Annotated in this window: 19 protein-coding genes and 1 rRNA gene; 15 read left to right on the top strand and 5 right to left on the bottom strand. The window is 49.3% G+C overall.

What is annotated here, in order from left to right:
- Window positions 1-84: ribosomal RNA gene (gene rrf, locus DHU66_RS12700) — 5S ribosomal RNA — on the top strand; the annotation flags it as partial.
- Between the two features lie 86 nt (window positions 85-170).
- Here the strand turns inward: rrf and DHU66_RS09305 are convergent.
- The gene (locus DHU66_RS09305) at window positions 171-1,601 is read right to left on the bottom strand and encodes a 6-phospho-beta-glucosidase (RefSeq protein WP_108775675.1); all 1,431 of its coding nucleotides are present in this window, start codon (window positions 1,599-1,601) and stop codon (window positions 171-173) included.
- 654 nt (window positions 1,602-2,255) lie between these two features.
- On the opposite strand from DHU66_RS09305, the gene ltrA reads away from it, so the two are divergent.
- Complete coding sequence (ltrA, locus tag DHU66_RS09300) at window positions 2,256-3,563, top strand: group II intron reverse transcriptase/maturase (protein WP_108775674.1); 1,308 nt, start codon at window positions 2,256-2,258, stop codon at window positions 3,561-3,563.
- A gap of 90 nt (window positions 3,564-3,653) precedes the next feature.
- Here ltrA and DHU66_RS09295 read toward each other — a convergent pair whose 3' ends face one another.
- Window positions 3,654-5,123 (bottom strand): family 1 glycosylhydrolase, encoded by a 1,470-nt coding sequence (locus DHU66_RS09295; RefSeq protein ID WP_108775673.1) that lies wholly within the window; start codon window positions 5,121-5,123, stop codon window positions 3,654-3,656.
- 125 nt (window positions 5,124-5,248) lie between these two features.
- Here DHU66_RS09295 and DHU66_RS09290 point away from each other — a divergent pair, with 125 nt between their 5' ends.
- The 11 genes from DHU66_RS09290 to DHU66_RS12370 all read left to right on the top strand — a co-directional run bounded on the left by DHU66_RS09290 (window position 5,249) and on the right by DHU66_RS12370 (window position 14,387).
- Entirely contained in the window at window positions 5,249-6,067 is an 819-nt protein-coding gene (locus tag DHU66_RS09290; protein WP_108775672.1) for a M15 family metallopeptidase, read from the top strand.
- Between the two features lie 3 nt (window positions 6,068-6,070).
- Window positions 6,071-6,604 carry a bifunctional pyr operon transcriptional regulator/uracil phosphoribosyltransferase PyrR gene (gene pyrR / locus DHU66_RS09285; protein ID WP_108775671.1) on the top strand — a complete coding sequence of 178 codons (534 nt, stop codon included), beginning with the start codon at window positions 6,071-6,073 and terminating at the stop codon, window positions 6,602-6,604.
- Window positions 6,601-7,107 (top strand): YcxB family protein, encoded by a 507-nt coding sequence (locus DHU66_RS09280; RefSeq protein ID WP_108775670.1) that lies wholly within the window; start codon window positions 6,601-6,603, stop codon window positions 7,105-7,107. Before pyrR ends, DHU66_RS09280 begins: the two co-directional genes overlap by 4 nt.
- Window positions 7,108-7,231: 124 nt before the next feature.
- Window positions 7,232-7,960, top strand: a complete 729-nt coding sequence (locus tag DHU66_RS09275; protein ID WP_167836352.1) for a dihydroorotate dehydrogenase electron transfer subunit — start codon at window positions 7,232-7,234, stop codon at window positions 7,958-7,960.
- On the top strand, window positions 7,948-8,874 hold the full coding sequence (locus DHU66_RS09270) for a dihydroorotate dehydrogenase (protein ID WP_108775668.1): 927 nt from the start codon (window positions 7,948-7,950) through the stop codon (window positions 8,872-8,874). Before DHU66_RS09275 ends, DHU66_RS09270 begins: the two co-directional genes overlap by 13 nt.
- The gene (gene pyrF / locus DHU66_RS09265) at window positions 8,859-9,566 is read left to right on the top strand and encodes an orotidine-5'-phosphate decarboxylase (protein ID WP_108775667.1); all 708 of its coding nucleotides are present in this window, start codon (window positions 8,859-8,861) and stop codon (window positions 9,564-9,566) included. The genes DHU66_RS09270 and pyrF overlap by 16 nt, the downstream gene beginning before the upstream one ends.
- Window positions 9,563-10,198 carry an orotate phosphoribosyltransferase gene (gene pyrE / locus DHU66_RS09260; RefSeq protein WP_108775666.1) on the top strand — a complete coding sequence of 212 codons (636 nt, stop codon included), beginning with the start codon at window positions 9,563-9,565 and terminating at the stop codon, window positions 10,196-10,198. The genes pyrF and pyrE overlap by 4 nt, the downstream gene beginning before the upstream one ends.
- Window positions 10,199-10,463: 265 nt before the next feature.
- Entirely contained in the window at window positions 10,464-11,675 is a 1,212-nt protein-coding gene (locus tag DHU66_RS09255) for a M20 family metallopeptidase (protein WP_108775665.1), read from the top strand.
- A gap of 13 nt (window positions 11,676-11,688) precedes the next feature.
- Window positions 11,689-12,768, top strand: coding sequence for a methionine ABC transporter ATP-binding protein (locus tag DHU66_RS09250; RefSeq protein ID WP_108775689.1), 1,080 nt, complete (start codon window positions 11,689-11,691; stop codon window positions 12,766-12,768).
- Window positions 12,765-13,457, top strand: a complete 693-nt coding sequence (locus tag DHU66_RS09245; protein WP_108775664.1) for a methionine ABC transporter permease — start codon at window positions 12,765-12,767, stop codon at window positions 13,455-13,457. The genes DHU66_RS09250 and DHU66_RS09245 overlap by 4 nt, the downstream gene beginning before the upstream one ends.
- Before the next feature lie 12 nt (window positions 13,458-13,469).
- Window positions 13,470-14,387 carry a MetQ/NlpA family ABC transporter substrate-binding protein gene (locus DHU66_RS12370; protein ID WP_209451796.1) on the top strand — a complete coding sequence of 306 codons (918 nt, stop codon included), beginning with the start codon at window positions 13,470-13,472 and terminating at the stop codon, window positions 14,385-14,387.
- Between the two features lie 134 nt (window positions 14,388-14,521).
- Here the strand turns inward: DHU66_RS12370 and asnA are convergent, their stop codons facing one another.
- The gene (gene asnA / locus DHU66_RS09235) at window positions 14,522-15,532 is read right to left on the bottom strand and encodes an aspartate--ammonia ligase (protein WP_108775663.1); all 1,011 of its coding nucleotides are present in this window, start codon (window positions 15,530-15,532) and stop codon (window positions 14,522-14,524) included.
- Between the two features lie 128 nt (window positions 15,533-15,660).
- Between asnA and DHU66_RS09230 the strand changes: the two genes are divergently transcribed.
- Together DHU66_RS09230 and DHU66_RS09225 are read left to right on the top strand one after the other, a co-directional pair.
- On the top strand, window positions 15,661-17,118 hold the full coding sequence (locus tag DHU66_RS09230; protein WP_108775662.1) for a polysaccharide deacetylase family protein: 1,458 nt from the start codon (window positions 15,661-15,663) through the stop codon (window positions 17,116-17,118).
- Window positions 17,119-17,155: 37 nt separating this feature from the next.
- The gene (locus DHU66_RS09225; protein ID WP_108775661.1) at window positions 17,156-18,502 is read left to right on the top strand and encodes an MATE family efflux transporter; all 1,347 of its coding nucleotides are present in this window, start codon (window positions 17,156-17,158) and stop codon (window positions 18,500-18,502) included.
- 24 nt (window positions 18,503-18,526) lie between these two features.
- Here DHU66_RS09225 and DHU66_RS12265 read toward each other — a convergent pair whose 3' ends face one another.
- Window positions 18,527-18,703, bottom strand: a complete 177-nt coding sequence (locus tag DHU66_RS12265) for a hypothetical protein (protein ID WP_167836351.1) — start codon at window positions 18,701-18,703, stop codon at window positions 18,527-18,529.
- Window positions 18,700-18,873 carry a hypothetical protein gene (locus DHU66_RS12260; RefSeq protein WP_167836350.1) on the bottom strand — a complete coding sequence of 58 codons (174 nt, stop codon included), beginning with the start codon at window positions 18,871-18,873 and terminating at the stop codon, window positions 18,700-18,702. The genes DHU66_RS12265 and DHU66_RS12260 overlap by 4 nt, the downstream gene beginning before the upstream one ends.
- Window positions 18,874-18,984 lie beyond the last annotated feature (111 nt).

Below are 18,984 nucleotides of genomic sequence, written 5' to 3'. Positions count from 1 at the left end.
ACACCTGTTCCCATCCCGAACACAGAAGTTAAGCACTTCAGCGGCGAAGATAGCCTTACGGGCAAAAAGAGCACGCTGCCAGGTTAGCAAGGATCCTTACGGATCCTTTTCTTTTTTCCCTTCAGCAAGCCAAAAAAGCGAGGCCTTTCAGCCTCGTTTTTCGGTTTCTCTTACAAATCTTCACCGTTGCTGGCAATGACATTCTTGTACCAGTAGAACGACTTCTTTCTGCTTCTGGAGAGATCTCCTTCTCTCTTGTTGTTCTTGTTTACATAGATGAAGCCGTATCTCTTATCCATCTCACCAGTAGAGGCAGATACGATATCAATCGGAGCCCACATCTGATAACCCAGCAGATTCACACCATCTTCCTCAACAGCTTCCTTCATGGCTTCAATATGTGCCTTAAGATAGTCAATTCTATACTGGTCATCCACAGTGCCGTCTTTTTCCTTCTGATCATAGGCACCCAGACCATTCTCGACAATCATCATCGGCAGGTTATAACGATCTTCCATCCAGCAGAGCGCATATCTTAATCCAAGCGGATCAATCGGCCAGCCCCAGTCAGATACCTTCAGATATGGATTTTTGACCAGGTCCTTGTTCTCATAGAAGTTATAATGCGGATTATCTTTCTTTGCCTCCGTTGTCTGTGACATATAGTAGCTAAAACCAATATAATCGACTTTTCCTTTGGCAAGTTCCCTGAGATCATCTTCAGTGACATCGATATCCCAGCCCATACGCTGCCAGTATTTCTGGATGTAGTTTGGCAGGATTCCCTTTGCCTGTACATCCATATACCAGTAGCGCTTATGGTTAGCTTCCGTCATCTCAATGTAATCCTGAGGATTGCATGTCTTTGCATAGATCGGCTCATAGGCAATCATACAGCCGATCATCAGGTTCGGATCAATTTCATGGCCAACTTGTACCGCTTTTGCACTGGCGACGAGCTCATACACAGATGACTGATACATCATTCTTTCATTATCTGGATTATCATCTGTGGTCAGTACAGCACCTTCCTGCAACATGTGATGGGCAATCGGGGCAGCACCCTGGTTATTGATCTCGTTGAACGTCATCCAGTACTTTACCTTAGTGTGGTATCTTTCAAAGCATGTCTTTGCAAATCTGACAAAGAAATCAATGCAGCGTCTGTCCATGAAGCCGTTGTACTTTTTGGCAAGATGCCATGGCATCTCAAAGTGCTGCAGGGTAATGATCGGCTCAATGTTGTACTTATGGCATTCATCAAACAGATCATCATAGAACTGCAGGCCCTTTTCATTCGGCTGCGCATCATCACCATTCGGGTAGATGCGGCTCCAGGCAATGGATGTGCGGAATGACTTGAAGCCCATTTCCGCAAACATGGCAATATCTTCCTTGTAATGATGGTAGAAATCAACAGCTTCATGGTTCGGATAGTATTCAGATGGCAGAACACCATCGGTAATGACACGGGGAACCCCATTGCCTCCGGCAGTCATCACATCCGCAATGGACGGTCCCTTTCCATCCTGGTCCCAGGCACCTTCAACCTGGTGGGCAGCGACGGCGCCGCCCCATAAGAAGTCTTTACGAAATGGCATACTTTCCTCCCTTTATCTCTGCTTTCATGATACTCTGTTTTTTACTTTGGTCCGATAGAAAAAGACACCGTGCGGTGCCTTTTCCATAGTGTGTCGGGCATGGCACACATCTAGCCTGCAATAGAGGCAGGCCGCGGGTATTTGTCGCCAAGCGAAGTGAACTACCAGCCGAGGGTGAATAACCCAGAGCGAAAGCAGTAGCTAGCATATTTCTGAGCTTACGTACAGAAACCTGATTGAGGCCATAAGGCGGATAAGGCTGCTATGCAAGCTGAAGTCCAAAAGACAAACGTAAAGCCGACCGGTAAATCAGGAAGCTATGGAAATTACAGATGTGTGTCTTACCCCGAGAGATCCTGCGGACAGATGAACCTAAACACAGGGAAACCGAGACGCTTTTAAACAGCTATCGTTATCATCTGGTCGGATAAAGGTCTATCGCAGGAAGTCAGCTGAGGTCATAGTAGTGATGAAGCTTCTGTAACGGAAGTGGAGCGAAGGACCTAATGTTTGTATAGTGTGCCCCACTATACGCAATGTTCGGATAGTCCGAAAGGGAGGATAAGCCTACAGCAGAGGATCGTAACCTCTGACGGCAAAGGACCCCGGGATGATTCTGAATAATCTACAGATAGAAAGGAATGGCACAGCGGTATGGAATTAATTGAAGTGATTCTGAGTGACGAAAACTTGGAAGAAGCGATCAGAAGGGTTAAGAGAAACCGTGGCGCGGCCGGCGTGGACGGCATGAAAACCAGTGAGCTGGATGAGTATTTCTCTAAACATAAAGAAATAATCAAACAGCAGATCCGGAACATGCAGTACAGACCGAAACCAGTCCGCAGGGTCTATATACCCAAGCCCAATGGCAAGCAAAGGCCATTAGGTATTCCGTCAGTCGCAGACCGGGTGGTACAGCAGGCAGCAGCCCAGGTACTCAGCGGCATCTACGACAGCACATTCAGTGACCATAGTTATGGATTCAGGCCAAACAGAAGCGCACATGATGCGATGAAGGATGTCCTGAATAATCTGAACAGCGGATACGACTGGGTGATTGATCTCGACATCGAAAAGTATTTCGATACGGTGAATCATGACAAATTAATCTCCATTTTGAGAGAAAAGGTAAACGACAAGAGAACGTTACACCTGATCCGGTCCTTTCTGAAGGCTGGCGTCATGGTGAACGGACTCGTATCACCAACTGAACTAGGCGTTCCGCAAGGCGGACCCCTCAGTCCGATACTTAGCCTTATTTATCTCGATAAATTTGACAAAGAACTGGAGAGCAGAGGACTGCATTTTGTGCGGTACGCAGATGACTGCGACATCTTCGTGAAGAGCGAAATGGCGGCAGACAGAGTGATGAAGTCGGTAGCCTCATGGCTGGAACGAAAGCTGTTTCTGAAGGTCAGTCCAACCAAGACAAAGGTGGTCAGGCCAACACACAGCGAGTTCCTAGGCTTTACGTACTGGAAGGCAAAAGACGGATGGCACTGCAAACCGAGTGATGACAGAAAGAAACGGCTGATGGCGAAAACCAAGGCTGTCCTGCAACGCAAGGAAGCAGTATCCAGACCTCTGGCCGTCACATTCACAAAACTGAATCAGATCGTCAGAGGATGGATCAATTATTTCATCATCGGAGATATGAAGGCTTTCCTCGATGAATATGGACAGTGGATGCGGCACAAAGTCAGAGTCATCATCATCAAGCAATGGAAGAAACCGAAGCGTATAGACACAAATCTCCAAAGGCTTAACGCTATGTTCCCTTGTAATTTCACCGATGAAGATACATACAAGGTAGCCAACTCACGCCTAGGATGGTATCGGAGGAGTGGAATGGATGTGGTAAATTACGCTCTCAGCCCGAAAGTACTGGCCCTGCCAAGTAGGAAAACAGGTCGACCAGGACTGGTCAACCCGTTGGAATACCACCTCAATAATCGTAAGTAAATACAAACGTAGCGCCGTATACGGAAAACCGTACGTACGGTGCAACGGGAGGGTCGAGCCGCTAACGCGGCTCACTCTACCCTATTTTCCTTATTTCAGATCCTCACCGTTGCTGGCAATGACCTTCTTATACCAAAAGAAGGAATCTTTTCTGCTTCTGGAGAAATCACCAGTACCGTCATCATTGCGGTTAACATAGATGAAGCCATAGCGCTTGTACATCTCACCTGTACCAGCGGAGACAAGATCAATCGGGCCCCAAGTTGTATAACCGATCAGATTGACGCCGTCTTCTTCCACAGCCTTCTTCATTTCGGCAATATGATCACGCAGATAGTTGATGCGGTAATCATCATGGATACTGCCATCAGCTTCAACCTTATCAATCATACCAAGGCCATTTTCCACAACCATCAATGGTGTATGCGGATATCTGCCAGCCAGATCATCGAGGGTATAGCGCAGACCTTCCGGATCAATCTGCCAGCCCCAGGGCGAAGCCTTCAGGTACGGATTCTTCACGCCGCCCATCAGGTTGCCATCGGTTCCCTGCTTGTCCTTTTCAGCTGTCACACAGTTGGTCGCGTAATATGAGAATGTATACATATCAACCGTGCCTTCCTTCAGGATCTTCTTGTCTTCCTCATTGTCCATGAAGGATGTATCAATGCCCTTGGACTTTAAGAACGGCCTGGCAAAGCAAGGATATTCACCTCTGACCTGAACATCACCGCACATGTTGTTAAGGAGATCCGAAGCCTGCTTTGTCTTGAGAACATCATCCGGATGCGGACGCAGCGGATACAGTGTCATGTGGGCAATCATGTTGCCGATCATGAAGTCCGGATTGATCTTGTGGCCTTCCATAACAACCTTTGCACTTGCGACAAACTCATTGTGCAAAGCTTCCATGCGCATCTGCAGATTGTCATGCAGAGCATCGACAGGACGCTGGCTTTCATCCTTGAGATCTTCATCCAGCACCAGACCAAGGCCGTTATAAGAACCACCGCCCGGCATCAGGGCACAGTTGATCTCATTGAAGGTCAGCCAGTACTTCACCTTGTCCTTGTATCTTCTGAAACAGGTAGTGGCATACTTCACAAACAGATCAATGGTACGCCTGTCATAGAAGCCATGGTATTTGGTTGTGATCGCCCATGGAATCTCATAATGGCACAATGTGACAAGCGGCTCGATGTTGTGCTTGCGGCATTCATCAAACACATCATCATAGAACTGCAGGCCCTTTTCATTTGGTTCTGCATCATCGCCATTTGGATAGATCCGGCTCCAGTTGATGGACAGACGGAAACACTTGAACCCCATCTCACCAAACAGAGCAATATCCTCTTTATAATGATGATAGAAATCAATGGCTTCATGAGACGGATAGTAAGCACCCTTTTCAATCACCGGTGAAAACTTGCGGGGTGTGGAAACATTGCCGCCTTTGAGCATATCGGCATCACTGAGACCTTTGCCATCTGTCAGATAGGCACCTTCGAGCTGGTTGGCCGCAACAGCACCGCCCCAGAGAAAATTCTTTGGAAAAGACATCTGTTCTAAACCTCTCTTTCTGTTTCTATTATAATCGCTTACATAGCATCAGAAAGTGCATCTTATGCAGGCAAACAGGGCTGGCAGACAGGGACAGATGTGCTTCTTGTAGTACAATATGACTTGTGAAAAGATCAGAACGGCACTTTTATGCAAAACTGTATACTGTTATTGTGCTGTGCGGCCTGATTGTGGCCGGACTGCTTGTTTTAACGCTGTCCGGCGGTGCCCAGCGCATCCGCAGCGCAGCTGAGAAAAAGGGGACTGCTGCCACTGCCTCGCTTTCTTCACCAGAGGCCTCTGCTTCTGCTGTATCCACAGCGGTGCCTGCCGTTGTTCCAACATCAACCCCGACACCAACGCCAGTTCCAACAGCCGCCCCGGACACCACTTCCAATGATTCCCTGTTAAAGATTGTCAACCGCACATCCCGTCTGGATCAAAGCTATGTGCCGGATGACCTGGTACAGGTGGATGTGGCAAGTTCACGCACGATCTATCTGCGTCATGAAGCAGCCCAGGCACTGGAAGCGATGTTTGCTGCAGCCAGACAGGACGGCGTCAATCTGGTGCTGATCTCAGGCTATCGCAGCTATGAAGATGAAACAGAACTATACAACTACTATGTCGGTCTGTATGGCAAAGACCACGCGGACATTATTGATGATATGCCCGGGGCCAGTGAACACCAGCTTGGCCTTGCCGTGGACCTTGGCACAAGTGATGGCACGTGCCGTCTGGATGAATGTTTTGATACAACCGGTGAAAGTGCCTGGCTTGCGGCAAATGCGGCCAGGTATGGCTGGATCCTGCGCTATCCGCAGAACAAGCAGGATGTGACCGGGGTCATCTATTCCCCGTGGAATTATCGGTATGTTGGCAAAGACGAGGCAGAGAAGATTACTGCTTCGGGATTAACGATGGAAGAGTATTTTGGAGAGTGAATCATGAGTGAGAAAACACAGATTATGGATGAAGTGACGATGCGGCGTTCTCTGGCCCGCATGACGCATGAGATCATTGAGCGCAATGAGGGCGTACAGGATGTTGTATTAATGGGCGTTGTGACAAGAGGCGTCTGCCTGGCAACGATCCTGCAGGAAAATATTCAGAAGTTTGAAGGCGTAACAGTCCCTGTGGGCCATCTGGACATTACCCTGCACCGTGACGATCTGAGCAATGAAGAGAAACTAAAGCGCAGCCAGGAATCTGTATTCCCATGTGACATCACTGGCAAAACTGTCATCATCGTGGATGATGTGCTCTATACTGGCCGCACAGCCAGAGCGGCCATGGAAGCTGTCATCACAAAGGGACGTCCAAAGTACATCCAGCTTGCTGTGCTGGTGGACAGAGGCCACCGTGAACTGCCGATCCGGGCGGACTTTGTCGGCAAGAATGTACCAACGGCAAAGAGTGAAAACGTACAGGTCAGATTGATGGACAATGATGGTGAAAATGCCGTCTACATTGAAAGATGACACCGGACTTCCATATCACGCAGAAGATCTCAGCTTCTGATTACCGCCGCTATTGCAATGTATGCGGCATCGGCGCAAAGAAACGCCAGCAGAAACAGGAAGCCATCATGCTTGCGATCGGCCTTGTCATTGCCGCTGCCGGATACTTCCTGCACATCATCTACATTCTGATCGCAGGCCTGTGCTTTTCCTTTCTTTCTGCTTTCATGCTTGGCTTCATGTGGCCGATTACCTGCCGCAATCACTACCTGGAAAACCCGATGATCTCCAGGGACGAGCAGTCGTTATCCTTTGACCGCAAGGGCTTTATCGTGAAATGGCACAGCAATAAAGGCAGGCTGCTGTACAGTGACCTGCAGGAAATCCTGGAGGATGGAAATGCCTTCTATCTGATGGCAAAGCCGGGCAGCGGGCAGATTGTGATCAAGAAATACTGCAGTGCAGAGCTCATTGCCTTCCTGCATGCCAAAGCAAAGAGCGTTGACAAAGTGCCTACGACATGATAAAAAAGTTACGCAGTCTTTAATCTGATACAGAGAGATCAGGAAGACAGAACATACTTTTCAAGTAAGATGAGAAATGTACGGTCTTCCTGCGGGAAGACTTTTTTTGTGGCAGGAGGAAAAGATGGAAGAAAAAAACGGTGTCATCCTCAATAACCATGCCATCACCGAAGAAATCTGGCAGATGCAGATACAGGTGCAGATGGATCTGGTTCCGGGGCAGTTTGTGGATGCAGAGATTCCGGGTCTGTTTCTGCGGAGGCCATTCAGTGTTTCCAATGTGCAGGCCAATGTCATCACGCTCATCTACCGTGTCGTTGGCAAAGGCACCAGAGCGATGACGCAGCTGCCATCCTATGCAGACATCAACCTGCTGGGACCATGCGGCAACGGCTTTGATCTGACCATTGCAGGAGATCATCCCATGTTAATCGGCGGCGGTCTTGGCATGGTCCCAATGCCGTATCTTGCCAGGCAGCTGCTTTGTCAGAAAAAGCAGGTTACCGTACTGGCCGGCTTTCAGAGTAAAAAGGATGCGATCCTGTTGGACGAAATGCAGAAGATGGGCTGTGATGTCAGCGTCTATACACAGGATGGCAGCCTTGGACACAGGGGGCTTGTCACAGACGGCATGAAGGCAAATGCGACGTGTATCTATACCTGTGGACCGATGGGAATGTTGCAGGGGGTGGCAGAAAAAGCAGAGGTTCCTGTGCAGGTATCACTGGAAGCCCGCATGGGATGCGGCTTTGGAGCCTGCATGGGCTGTGCCATCATGACAAAAAATGGACCAAGGCGCATCTGCCATGACGGACCGGTATTCAATAAAGAGGAATTGTTATGGCAGGCATGAAGACATCTCTCTGTGGAATTCCATTAGACAATCCCATCATCCCTGCCTCCGGCACGTTTGGCTATGGATGGGAATATGCCCGCTTCTATGACATCAATCAGCTTGGTACCTTTTCCTGCAAGGGAATCACACGGGAGCCCAGATATGGCAATCCGCTGCCGAGAATTGCGGAAGGCAATGAAGGCATGTTAAACAGTGTCGGCCTGCACAATCCAGGCGTGGATGCCGTGATCCAGGAAGAGATCCCAAAGTTGAAAGAGGTATATCACAAGAAATTCATGGCCAACATTGCCGGGTTCTCCATTGATGAATACAAAGAAGTGGCAGAGAAGCTGAATGGCATTAGGGAGATCGGCTGGCTGGAAGTAAATATCTCCTGTCCCAATGTGCATGGCGGCGGGATGGCCTTTGGCACGGATCCGGATGCGGCCTATGCTGTTACAAAAGCGATCAAGGCTGTCAGTGATAAGCCGGTCATCGTCAAGCTGTCACCGAATGTGACCGATATCACACTGATTGCAAAGGCATGTGAATCTGCTGGTGCCGATGGACTTGCCCTGATCAATACCCTGATGGCGATGCGCATTGATTTACGAACAAGAAAACCAGTGCTTGCCAATGTTGCAGGAGGGCTGTCAGGACCAGCCGTCTTCCCGATTGCATTGCGCATGGTCTATCAGGTGTATGAGGCAGTGCGCATTCCGATCATTGGGATCGGCGGTGTCTCCACGCCGGAAGACGTCATTGAAATGATGCTTGCCGGCGCCTGTGCCACAGAAGTCGGCAGTGCCAGTCTGAAAGATCCCATGGCCTGCGCAAAGATCATCCATGATCTGCCTGCAGCCATGAAACGATACAACATTGAAAATCTCGATGCGATCATAGGAGGAGGACATATATGTCAAAAGATGTAATCATTGCCTGCGATTTTGCTTCAAAGAAAGATACCCTGACCTTTCTTGACCGCTTTGGTGAGGTGCGGCCGTTTGTCAAAATCGGCATGGAGCTGTTTTACAGTGAAGGACCGGATATTGTCAGAGAACTGAAACAGAGGGGACATCAGATTTTTCTTGATCTCAAGCTGCATGACATTCCTAACACGGTAGAGAAGACATGCCGCGTATTGGCAAATCTGGATGTGGACATGGTCAATGTCCATGCGGCAGGCACCATTGCCATGATGCAGGCTGCCAGACGGGGACTGTCCATCAAACAGGGAAAGCAGCCGTTGCTGATCGCGGTCACGCAGCTGACCAGCACGGATCAGACAGCTTTGGAGAATGAACTGGATATCCACCGGGATATGCAGGATGTCGTCATGCACTATGCACAGAATGCAAAGGCAGCAGGGCTTGATGGAGTGGTGTGCTCGCCATGGGAAGCGGATCAGGTACACCAGGCATGCGGTGCTGACTTTGTGACGGTGACACCTGGCATTCGTTTTGCCAGCAGCCAGAAGGATGACCAGAAGCGCATCATGACACCGGTCCAGGCAGCCAGAGTGGGCTGTGACTACATCGTGGTCGGCAGACCGATCACCCAGGCACAGGATCCAGTGGCAGCCTACCAGGAATGTGTCAGAGAATTTACAAAGGAGACAAGATGAGAAGCGAAATCATTGCAAAGGACTTGCTGAAGATCAAAGCGGTCTTCTTTCAGCCGGATGATCCCTTTACCTGGGCCAGCGGCATGAAATCACCTGTTTACTGTGATAATCGTCTGACACTGTCCGATGTACAGGTCAGAAATGATGTGGAAAACGGTCTTGCCGAAATGATCAAAGAGAAATATCCCGATGCAGAGATTCTGATGGGTACCTCGACAGCGGGCATTGCCCATGCGGCCATTACTGCCCAGATCCTCAATCTGCCCATGGGCTATGTCCGCACGGGCTCCAAGGACCATGGCCGTAAGAACCAGATCGAAGGGAAGATTCTGCCTGGACAGAAGGCCGTGGTCATCGAAGATCTGATCTCTACAGCAGGCAGCTGCGTGGATGTGGTCAATGTTCTGCGGGATGCCGGGGCAGAAGTACTTGGCATTGCGTCCATTGTGACCTATGGCATGGCCAAAGCCGCAAAGAGACTGGCAGACAACGATGTTGCAAATATATCACTGACCGACTTTGATACGATTGCGGCCTGTGCAGCAGAGGAAGGCTATATCAAAGAACGTGATATCAAGAGACTGCTGGCATTCCGCGATCATCCTGAGGATGAAAGCTGGATCAATCAGTAATACATATTCTCATAAGCAAAAGCTATAACTGAGCATTGATTTCTTGAAATTGCTTTCTGAAACATTCCTTGTAAAATGATTGGCATAGAAAGGGAGATGCAGAATATGAACACAGCTAAGACAACGATGATGATGTGCATGTGCAGATGGTTAACGGGTGATCACAGCTGTGTTGACAGGGGATCATAGGTTTTTATGTGACCCAATCTGCATTTGCAAGGCACCCGTGAGGTATTCGCGGGTGCCTTTTTATGAGGGTAAGAAGATGAGTGAAAGAAAAGAAAGAATCAATGCATTTGTACAGGCACAGCTGCCTGTGTATCAGAAGATTTCGCTTGCGATTCATGACAAGCCGGAGGTATCCAATTATGAATTCTTTGCCAGTCAGACATTATCAGAGCAGTTATCCAAAGAAGGGTTTGACATCGAGCTGCCCGCAGCCGGGCACCGCACAGGCTTTGCGGCAAGGTACAAATCGTCCAGGCCAGGCCCGGTGGCGGTCTTCCTGGCAGAATATGACGCTCTTGCAGGTCTTGGCCACGGCTGCGGACACAATCTGTTCGGCGCCACCTCGTCTCTGGCCGCTGCAGCTTTAAAGCAGGTCATTGATGAAACCGGCGGTGAGGTCAGAGTCTATGGCACCCCTGGTGAAGAGGGCGGTGAGAATGGCAGTGCCAAGGGTTCCTTTGTCAGAGAAGGCTATTTCAAAGATGTGGACTTTGCCCTGTGCGTGCATCCCGGCGGCGATGACAAGCACTATCTGTCATCCCGGAATTATGCCTGTGCACCGGTGGATATCACCTTTGATGGCAGAGCTGCCCATGCGGCTGGTGATCCCCAGGATGGCATCAATGCCCTGGATGCGCAGATTCTTGTCTATAACGGTATCTCCGTCCTCCGTCAGCAATTGACAAACCGCATCCGGATCCACGGCATCATCACCGAGGGCGGCACGGCGCCCAATGTCATTCCGGAGCATACCAATTCCAAGTGGTATATCCGGGCAGCAGATATTGATACGCTGCATGAGCTGTATGCCAAGGTGGAAAACATTGTCAAGGGCGCAGCTCTGGCAACGGGATGCACCGGCAGAATCAAGCTGTATCAGAACCTGGTGGAAAACATGGTCGTCACACCATCCCTGGATGCCATCTATGAAAAGAATCTGAACCTGTTCGGACAGCAGATCACACACAAGCCAGACACGGTGCAGCCGGGCAGCTCGGATGTGGGCAATGTATCTCAGGTTGTCCCTGCGATTCAGCCGCATATTGGCATTTCCAGCACAAAGATTGCCGGCCATTCACCCGACTTTGTCAGGGCTGCCTGCAGTCAGAAGGGACTGGATGCCATCGGCCTGGGTGCAGCGGTGCTGGCAGATACAGCACTTGATCTGCTGGAGGATGAAGCCCTGCTGCAGAAGGTGAAGGAAGACCATGCATGGCATGTTGCACATCAGAAGGAACTGCCGCTGTAAGAAGGGAGAAAGAATGATTGAAATATCGCATTTAAATAAAACCTATGACCTGAACAGCAGTCAGGTTCATGCCGTCAATGATGTCTCTTTCAGCATTGGCAAAGGAGAAGTCTTTGGGGTGATCGGCTATTCCGGCGCTGGCAAAAGTACGCTGGTGCGCTGCATCAACTTTCTGGAAAAGCCGCAGTCAGGCACGATTTCCATCGATGGCTTCGGTACGGTGCATGCCGACAAGGAAGGACTTCTGCTGGAAAAAGACGGCCGGCAGACACAGCTCAGAGAAAAGGATCTGCGTCATCTGCGCCATTCCATTGGCATGATCTTCCAGCACTTCAATCTGCTGGACCGCAGCACAGTATTTGACAATGTGGCTTATTCACTGCGCTACCGCCATCTGTCAGGAAAACAGATAGCAGACAGAGTGGATCACCTGCTTGCCCTTGTCAATCTTTCAGACAAGCGTGATGCCTATCCCTCTCAGCTGTCTGGCGGTCAGAAACAGCGGGTTGCCATTGCCAGAGCCCTTGCGGCAGAGCCTCAGATACTCCTGTGCGATGAAGCAACCAGTGCTCTGGACCCTGATGCGACGGAATCCATCCTTGCCCTGCTGAAGAAGCTGAACAAAGAGCTTGGCCTCACCCTGGTCGTCATTACCCATGAAATGGCAGTGATCAAGGAGATTGCGGACAAAGTTGCCGTCATGGAAAACGGAAAGATCGTTGAAGAAGGTGCAGTCTATGACATCTTTGCCTCGCCGAAGCAGCCGATCACAAAGAAGTTTGTGGAAAGCTCGAGCGGTCTGAACAAAATCTCAGAGCTGTTAAAGCATCAGGCAGGCATGGCACTTTCATCCTCTGACAGCCGTCTGGTTAAACTTGTCTTCACCAGAGAATCTGTAGGAGATGCCCTGATTTCCATTGTCTCACGTGAGTTCGATGTCAATGTCTCCATTGTCCTGGCCAATGTCGATCTGGTGGAAGACAGTGCTCTGGGTGCCATCATTGCCAGTGTCAGAGGCACCAGAGAAAATATCGAAAAAGCCCTTGCCTATCTTGAAAACAGGGGTGTCAGAGTGGAAGGAGTGAAAGCATGAGTCTGTTTCAAAGCCTGTTTCCAAATGTCGTCAAATACTGGAACATGTTCCTGGAAAGCCTGCAGGCAACCTTTCAGATGTTCTTCATTGCCGGCATCTGGATTCTGGTCATCGGCGGTGCTCTTGGCATCCTGCTGGTCGTCACAAGATCCGACGGCATCCGCCCCAATAAAGGCATTCATGTCATTCTGGAGATTGTTACCAACATCTTCCGGTCCATTCCCTTCATTATCCTGCTGATCTTCCTGATCCCGCTGACAAGATTCATTACCGGTACTTCCATTGGCGTAACCGGTGCCATTGTCCCACTGGTCTTCGGTGCCGTTCCCTTCTTTGCCAGACAGGTAGAAAGTGCATTGAGCGACGTGGATCCCGGTAAGATCGAAGCAGCCCGTGCCATGGGCAGCGGCGCCATTGGCATCATCTACCGCGTCTATCTTCATGAAGCCTTGCCTGATCTGTTCCGCGCCGTCACAATCACATCCATCTCCCTGGTTGGCCTGACCACCTCAGCTGGTGCTGTCGGCGCCGGAGGCATCGGCAGCTTTGCCATCAATCAGGGACAGAACATGTACTATCAGGATGTTGTCAATCTCTGCGTATTATTTCTGCTCGTCTTTGTATCACTGCTGCAGCTGGTGGGAAATTCACTGGCACATGCGTCTGTAAATAAAAAACTTTTTAAATAAGGAGATAGAAAAATGAATAACACAGCTAAGAAGATTCTCGTATCCGTTCTCACCGCCGGCACTCTGGTTACAACAGGCTGCGGCGCCAAATCATCCACAGCCGAAGCCATCAAGATCGGTGTGCCAAGCGATGCCACCAACCAGGCAAGAGCCATCAACCTGCTGGCCTCAGCAGGCCTGATTGAAGTGGATCCCAATGCTGGCTATACACCGGAACTGGCTGACATTACAAAGTATATCTATAACATTGAAATCGTCCCGGCAGCAGCCAATACCCTGGTATCCACACTGGATGACTATGCGGCTGCGACGATCAACGGTACCTATGCCGTTCCGGCAGGACTGTCTCCTGAGAAGGATGGTCTGATTACGGAGGTACAGGAAAAGGGATCTGACAATCCGTTCATCAATGTCATTGTGGCCAGAACGGCTGACAAGGACAATCCGGACTACCAGACCATTGTCAAAGCCTATCAATCTCAGCTCGTTGCAGAATACATCCTTGAAAAGAACAAAGGTTCTTCCGTTCCGGCATTTGACTATGATGAAAACTATACAGTTGATGCGGACTTTGTGGACAGCATCGAAGGATACAACTCAGACTCCACAGGCAAGAAAGTCATCAAAGTCGGCATCTGCGGAACCGGAGATGTATGGAAAGCCGTCCAGAAAGTACTCGATGATGAAGATGCAGGCATCTACATTGAAGTTGTGACATTCGATGCCTACAACCTCCCCAATGAAGCACTCAACTCCGGTGAAATTGACCTCAATGCCTTCCAGCACAAAGCATACCTCCAGTCTGAAATTGACTCCCAGGGCTATGATCTGACTGCCATCGGCGATACATCCTCCGCACCACTGACCCTTTACTCCAAAAAAGTCAGCAGCCTGGATGAACTCAAGGAACTGGCAGGAAAGAAAGAATAAAACAGTTTTTGAAAAATGTGCGGCAGATTGTCTGGTGAACATGCATGACAATCTGTCTTTTTTTATCAGCAGGACAGAAAAAGCCCGGCATGACTGTCAGCAGACAGACAAATGCCGGGCTTAATTGCCCTGTTTTACAGCAGATGAATATTGTGCTCCTGGCACTGGCTGACCATCTGATCCGGCCATATGGAAGCCTGAACTTCACCGATGTGTGCTTTGTTCAGCAATAACATGCACAGTCTGGACTGGCCGATGCCGCCGCCGATGGTGTAGGGAACTGCATGGTGGAGGATGGCCTGATGGTATGGCAGCTGCAGCCTGCCTTCACAATGGGCAGCTTTGCACTGTTTCACAAGAGATTCTTCATCTACGCGGATGCCCATGGATGATATCTCCAGGGCCTGATCAAGAGAAGGCAGATAGAACAGCAGATCGCCATTGAGGCTCCAGTCATCATAGTCTGGTGCTCTGCCATCATGTGGCTTGCCGGATCTCTTCAATGGTGATCCAATGCCAATGATGAAGACACACTTTTTGTCTTTGACAATCCTGTTTTCTCTTTCTTTCGGGGAAAGCTCCGGATAGAGATCTTCCAGTTCCTGAGCTGTAATGAAGGATACATCGTCTGCCAGATGGCAGACTGCCTCCGGATATTTGTACCAGACTTCATGTTCCATATGCTTAATGACTTTGAAGATGGTACGGACAGTGCTTTCCAGCATTGGAATATTTCTGTCTTCTTTATTGATTACTTTCTCCCAGTCCCACTGGTCTACATACATGGAATGCAGGTTATCGAGCAGTTCATCCCGGCGGATGGCATTCATGTTGGTATACAGGCCTTCACCTGGTTCAAAATGATATTTCTGCAGAGCCCAGCGCTTCCATTTGGCAAGCGACTGGACTACTTCCAGCTTTTCGCCGGGCAGATCCTGGGCATCAAAGGAAACTGGACGCTCAATGCCATTGAGATTGTCATTGAGACCGCTCGCCTTTGTCACAAACAGCGGGGCACTGACCCGGGACAAATTCATTTCTTTTCCGAATTCCCGCTGGAATGTATCACGGATATACTTGATTGCTTCCTGCGTATGACGCACATCCAGCGTCGGCTGATAATTTTCTGGTATCGTAACTTTCATGATCTGATCTCCTGTGCATGATTGTATCCCGAAAGAAAGGCACAGAAAAGAACAATCTATTCTTAAGAAAAGATTAAGATTCATATTTTGGTGTGCTGTCCGTAATAAAACATGCTAGATTGATAAGTATGAAGCACAGGAGGAAGAGAAAACTGCGTCGCTGGGCAGCGGTGTCCATTGCCATTGCGGCTGCTGTCATCATTGCATTATGCATCATCACTCATTTTACATTGCGTCTGACATTGCGTGGTGATCCGCATGTCTTTCAGCAGGTAAATGAAACATATATTGATCCGGGGGCGGATGCTGTTTTGACCAACCGCATCCTGCCATTTCTGCATCAAAAAGCAGAAGTGAAGACTTCCGGTACGGTAAATGTGGATGAAAAGGGACTGTATACCATTCAGTATGAAGCTGGCAAAGGAAGATATCATAAGCGTGCTGAAAGGATTGTTGAGGTAAGAGATTACCACACACCAGAGATTACATTAACAAGCAATCCGGATGCTTATACGCCATACAATCATGCCTATCAGGAAGAAGGCTATTCGGCCAGTGATGCAGTGGATGGAGATCTGACCGGATCTGTTTCTGTGACCACTGACGGCCAGTACATGAAGTATACTGTCAGAAACAGTGCAGGGAATTATGCATCGGCAGTGCGCAGGATCGTCTATGATGACCGTCAGGCACCGGTATTGTCATTTGGGGATGGCGGTGATGACAGTGATGTGACAGTGTTTGCTGGATCCACGTATGATCCTGGTGTTACTGCCTTGGATGACAGTGAGGATGATGTTACAAATAAGATCGAAACGGATGGCAGTGTGGATACCAGTACACCGGGTGATTATACGGTGACATATACGGTATCTGACAGCTATGGCCACAGTACAGCCATAACAAGAACGGTGCATGTCATTCCGGTGCCTCAGAACCATTCTGGCAGGGAAGATGCAAAAACGATCTATCTGACCTTTGATGATGGACCCTCTGACAATACAAGAAGACTGCTGGATATTCTGGATCAGTACAATGTCAAGGCAACATTCTTTACAACCGGACGTGGGGATGATTCTCTGATCGGAGAGGAATACCGCCGCGGCCATGCAGTGGCAGTGCATACAGAGACGCATAATTACAGTCAGATTTATGCCAGTACGGATGCCTACTGGGCAGATTTCAACAGACAGAATGCCCGTGTATTTCAGCAGACGGGCAGCTATGCATCCCTGATGCGCTTTCCGGGCGGCTCTTCCAATACCGTTTCTGCAAACTACTGTTCCGGCATTATGAGTACGCTGACCCAGCAGGCATCTGCCAAGGGACTGCATTACTTTGACTGGAATGTGTCCAGTGGGGATGCCGGCAATATTGACAGTTCTGATCAGGTGTTTGATAACATTACAAATGGCATTTCTTCTGTCAGTGCCAGGGGCTATCCTGCTGTCGTTCTCCAGCATGATACCAAGTCATTCTCCGTGGATGCTGTATCACGGGTCATTGAATGGGGACTGGCGAATGGCTATCATTTTGAGAAACTTGGCAGCAACAGTTTCACTGCCCATCACCATATCAATAACTGATGTTGAAGAAACAGCACAGCAGTGATATATATGGGGCATGGAACGTACAAACTCATCTCTGCATTTAATGACCGAAGGTGATCTTCGCAAAGAGATCATCTTTTTTGCGATCCCTTTGTTTGTCGGCAATCTGTTTCAGCAGATGTACAACACCGCAGATTCCCTGATTGTCGGCAACTTCCTTGGCGCAAAGGCACTGGCAGCCGTATCCGGTGTCAGTTCGCTTGTCTTCCTGTTCACCGGCTTTTTCATGGGCTTTTCCACCGGCGCCGGTGTCATTATCTCTCGCAGCATTGGGGCTGGAGATAGCCGGAAGACAAAGCTTGCCATTCACACAACAGTTGCTCTTGGCCTGGTTCTGAGCGTTGCCATGACCATCATTGGCGTCATGATGACACCTGTCATCCTGCACTGGATGAAGACACCAGCAGATGTTTTCCCATTATCCAGTCTTTATCTGCGCATCTACTTTGCCGGCTTTGGCGGTCTGATCATGTACAACACCATGACCGGCATCCTGCAGGCGGCCGGTGATTCCAAGCATCCGTTATATTATCTGATCTGTTCTTCCATGATCAATGTAGTGCTGGATATCGTATTTATCGCGGTATTCCACATGGGTGTGGATGGGGCGGCCATCGCTACCGTGATGTCAGAAGTACTGACTGCGATCCTGGTTTTCATCAGGCTGTTAAAAGCACCGGAGCCTGTCTGCCTGCATATCACGCATATTGCTTTTGATAAGGAAAGTTTGAAGCAGATTACAGATTACGGCCTGCCTACAGCTCTGCAGGGATCGGTCATTGATATTTCCAACATCCTGATTCAGTCCTATATCAACAGTTTCGGTGCCATGGCCATTGCCGGCATCGGTGCCAGCACCAAGGCGGAGGGTTTCATCTTCCTGCCGGTTACCGCCTTTTCCATGGCGATGACAACCTATATCTCCCAGAATATGGGCGCGCAGAAATATGAGAGAGTCAGAAAGGGCATGCACTTTGGCTTTGCTGTATCACTGACCATGATTGAGATCATGGGCGTCCTGTTCTTCCTCTTTGCCCCGCAGATTGTTGGCTTATTCAACCGTGATCCCGATGTCATTGTGTATGGGGCAGGCAGAGCCAGAGTCACCGGTTTCTTCTACTTTCTGGTTGGCTATTCTCATATTGCCTCAGCTGTATTAAGAGGACTGGGCAAGCCAATGGTACCGATGGCTGTCATGCTGTTCTGCTGGTGTGCAGTCCGTGTCACCATCCTGTTTACCATCGGCCTGGTGTGGCACAATATCCTGCTTGCCTACTGGGTATATCCTCTGACCTGGACACTGAGTTCCATTGCCTTCTTCTTCTACCTGCGCCATCAGGAAAAGATTGCCCTATCATAAAGAAAACGTCCATCGGACGTTTTTTCAATCGTTGTCTTCTTTTTTTACCATGATCAGCGCAATCAGTCCGATGCCGGCCAGCACTCCCGGCAGCATGCCCTGTACAAAGGAAGAAAGATTGCCGCCGGCAAGAAGACCTGCCAGACTGAGCGCAGCCAGCACAAAGTCAGTACAGATGAGAATATACAGCAGATTCTTCATGCGGTTTTTCCGCTTTTTTCTGCCAGGATAATGCCTTTGCCAGAGTTGGTGACAGTAAAGGAAAGAACTTTGTATCCTTTGGCATCCAGTTCATTTGCCTTTTCTGTTGCGGCAGCAGCCATGGCAGCGGTATGGGGATGATAGTCTACACAGAATGTTTCGTATTTCATACATGCCTCGTGAGAAAAGGATAGCAGCTATTGCGTATGTTCTTCTATCCATGCAAGATGATACAGACGTTAAATTCTGGTAAATCTGCGTTGTCTGCTGAATGTATATAT

This window comes from Lactimicrobium massiliense (assembly GCF_900343155.1).
Taxonomy (GTDB): Bacteria; Bacillota_I; Bacilli_A; order Erysipelotrichales; family Erysipelotrichaceae; genus Bulleidia; species Bulleidia massiliensis.
The sequence above is the reverse complement of the archived record's forward strand: the minus strand, read 5'-3'. Positions and strand labels throughout refer to the sequence as shown.

Coding starts and splice junctions, on each gene's coding strand:
- DHU66_RS09305 (WP_108775675.1), bottom strand. CDS start 1,601: ATGCCATTTCGTAAAGACTTCTTATGGGGCGGCGCCGTCGCTGCCCAC.
- ltrA (WP_108775674.1), top strand. CDS start 2,256: ATGGAATTAATTGAAGTGATTCTGAGTGACGAAAACTTGGAAGAAGCG.
- DHU66_RS09295 (WP_108775673.1), bottom strand. CDS start 5,123: ATGTCTTTTCCAAAGAATTTTCTCTGGGGCGGTGCTGTTGCGGCCAAC.
- pyrR (WP_108775671.1), top strand. CDS start 6,071: ATGAGTGAGAAAACACAGATTATGGATGAAGTGACGATGCGGCGTTCT.
- DHU66_RS09280 (WP_108775670.1), top strand. CDS start 6,601: ATGACACCGGACTTCCATATCACGCAGAAGATCTCAGCTTCTGATTAC.
- DHU66_RS09275 (WP_167836352.1), top strand. CDS start 7,232: ATGGAAGAAAAAAACGGTGTCATCCTCAATAACCATGCCATCACCGAA.
- DHU66_RS09270 (WP_108775668.1), top strand. CDS start 7,948: ATGGCAGGCATGAAGACATCTCTCTGTGGAATTCCATTAGACAATCCC.
- pyrF (WP_108775667.1), top strand. CDS start 8,859: ATGTCAAAAGATGTAATCATTGCCTGCGATTTTGCTTCAAAGAAAGAT.
- pyrE (WP_108775666.1), top strand. CDS start 9,563: ATGAGAAGCGAAATCATTGCAAAGGACTTGCTGAAGATCAAAGCGGTC.
- DHU66_RS09255 (WP_108775665.1), top strand. CDS start 10,464: ATGAGTGAAAGAAAAGAAAGAATCAATGCATTTGTACAGGCACAGCTG.
- DHU66_RS09250 (WP_108775689.1), top strand. CDS start 11,689: ATGATTGAAATATCGCATTTAAATAAAACCTATGACCTGAACAGCAGT.
- DHU66_RS09245 (WP_108775664.1), top strand. CDS start 12,765: ATGAGTCTGTTTCAAAGCCTGTTTCCAAATGTCGTCAAATACTGGAAC.
- DHU66_RS12370 (WP_209451796.1), top strand. CDS start 13,470: ATGAATAACACAGCTAAGAAGATTCTCGTATCCGTTCTCACCGCCGGC.
- asnA (WP_108775663.1), bottom strand. CDS start 15,532: ATGAAAGTTACGATACCAGAAAATTATCAGCCGACGCTGGATGTGCGT.
- DHU66_RS09230 (WP_108775662.1), top strand. CDS start 15,661: ATGAAGCACAGGAGGAAGAGAAAACTGCGTCGCTGGGCAGCGGTGTCC.
- DHU66_RS09225 (WP_108775661.1), top strand. CDS start 17,156: ATGGAACGTACAAACTCATCTCTGCATTTAATGACCGAAGGTGATCTT.
- DHU66_RS12265 (WP_167836351.1), bottom strand. CDS start 18,703: ATGAAGAATCTGCTGTATATTCTCATCTGTACTGACTTTGTGCTGGCT.
- DHU66_RS12260 (WP_167836350.1), bottom strand. CDS start 18,873: ATGAAATACGAAACATTCTGTGTAGACTATCATCCCCATACCGCTGCC.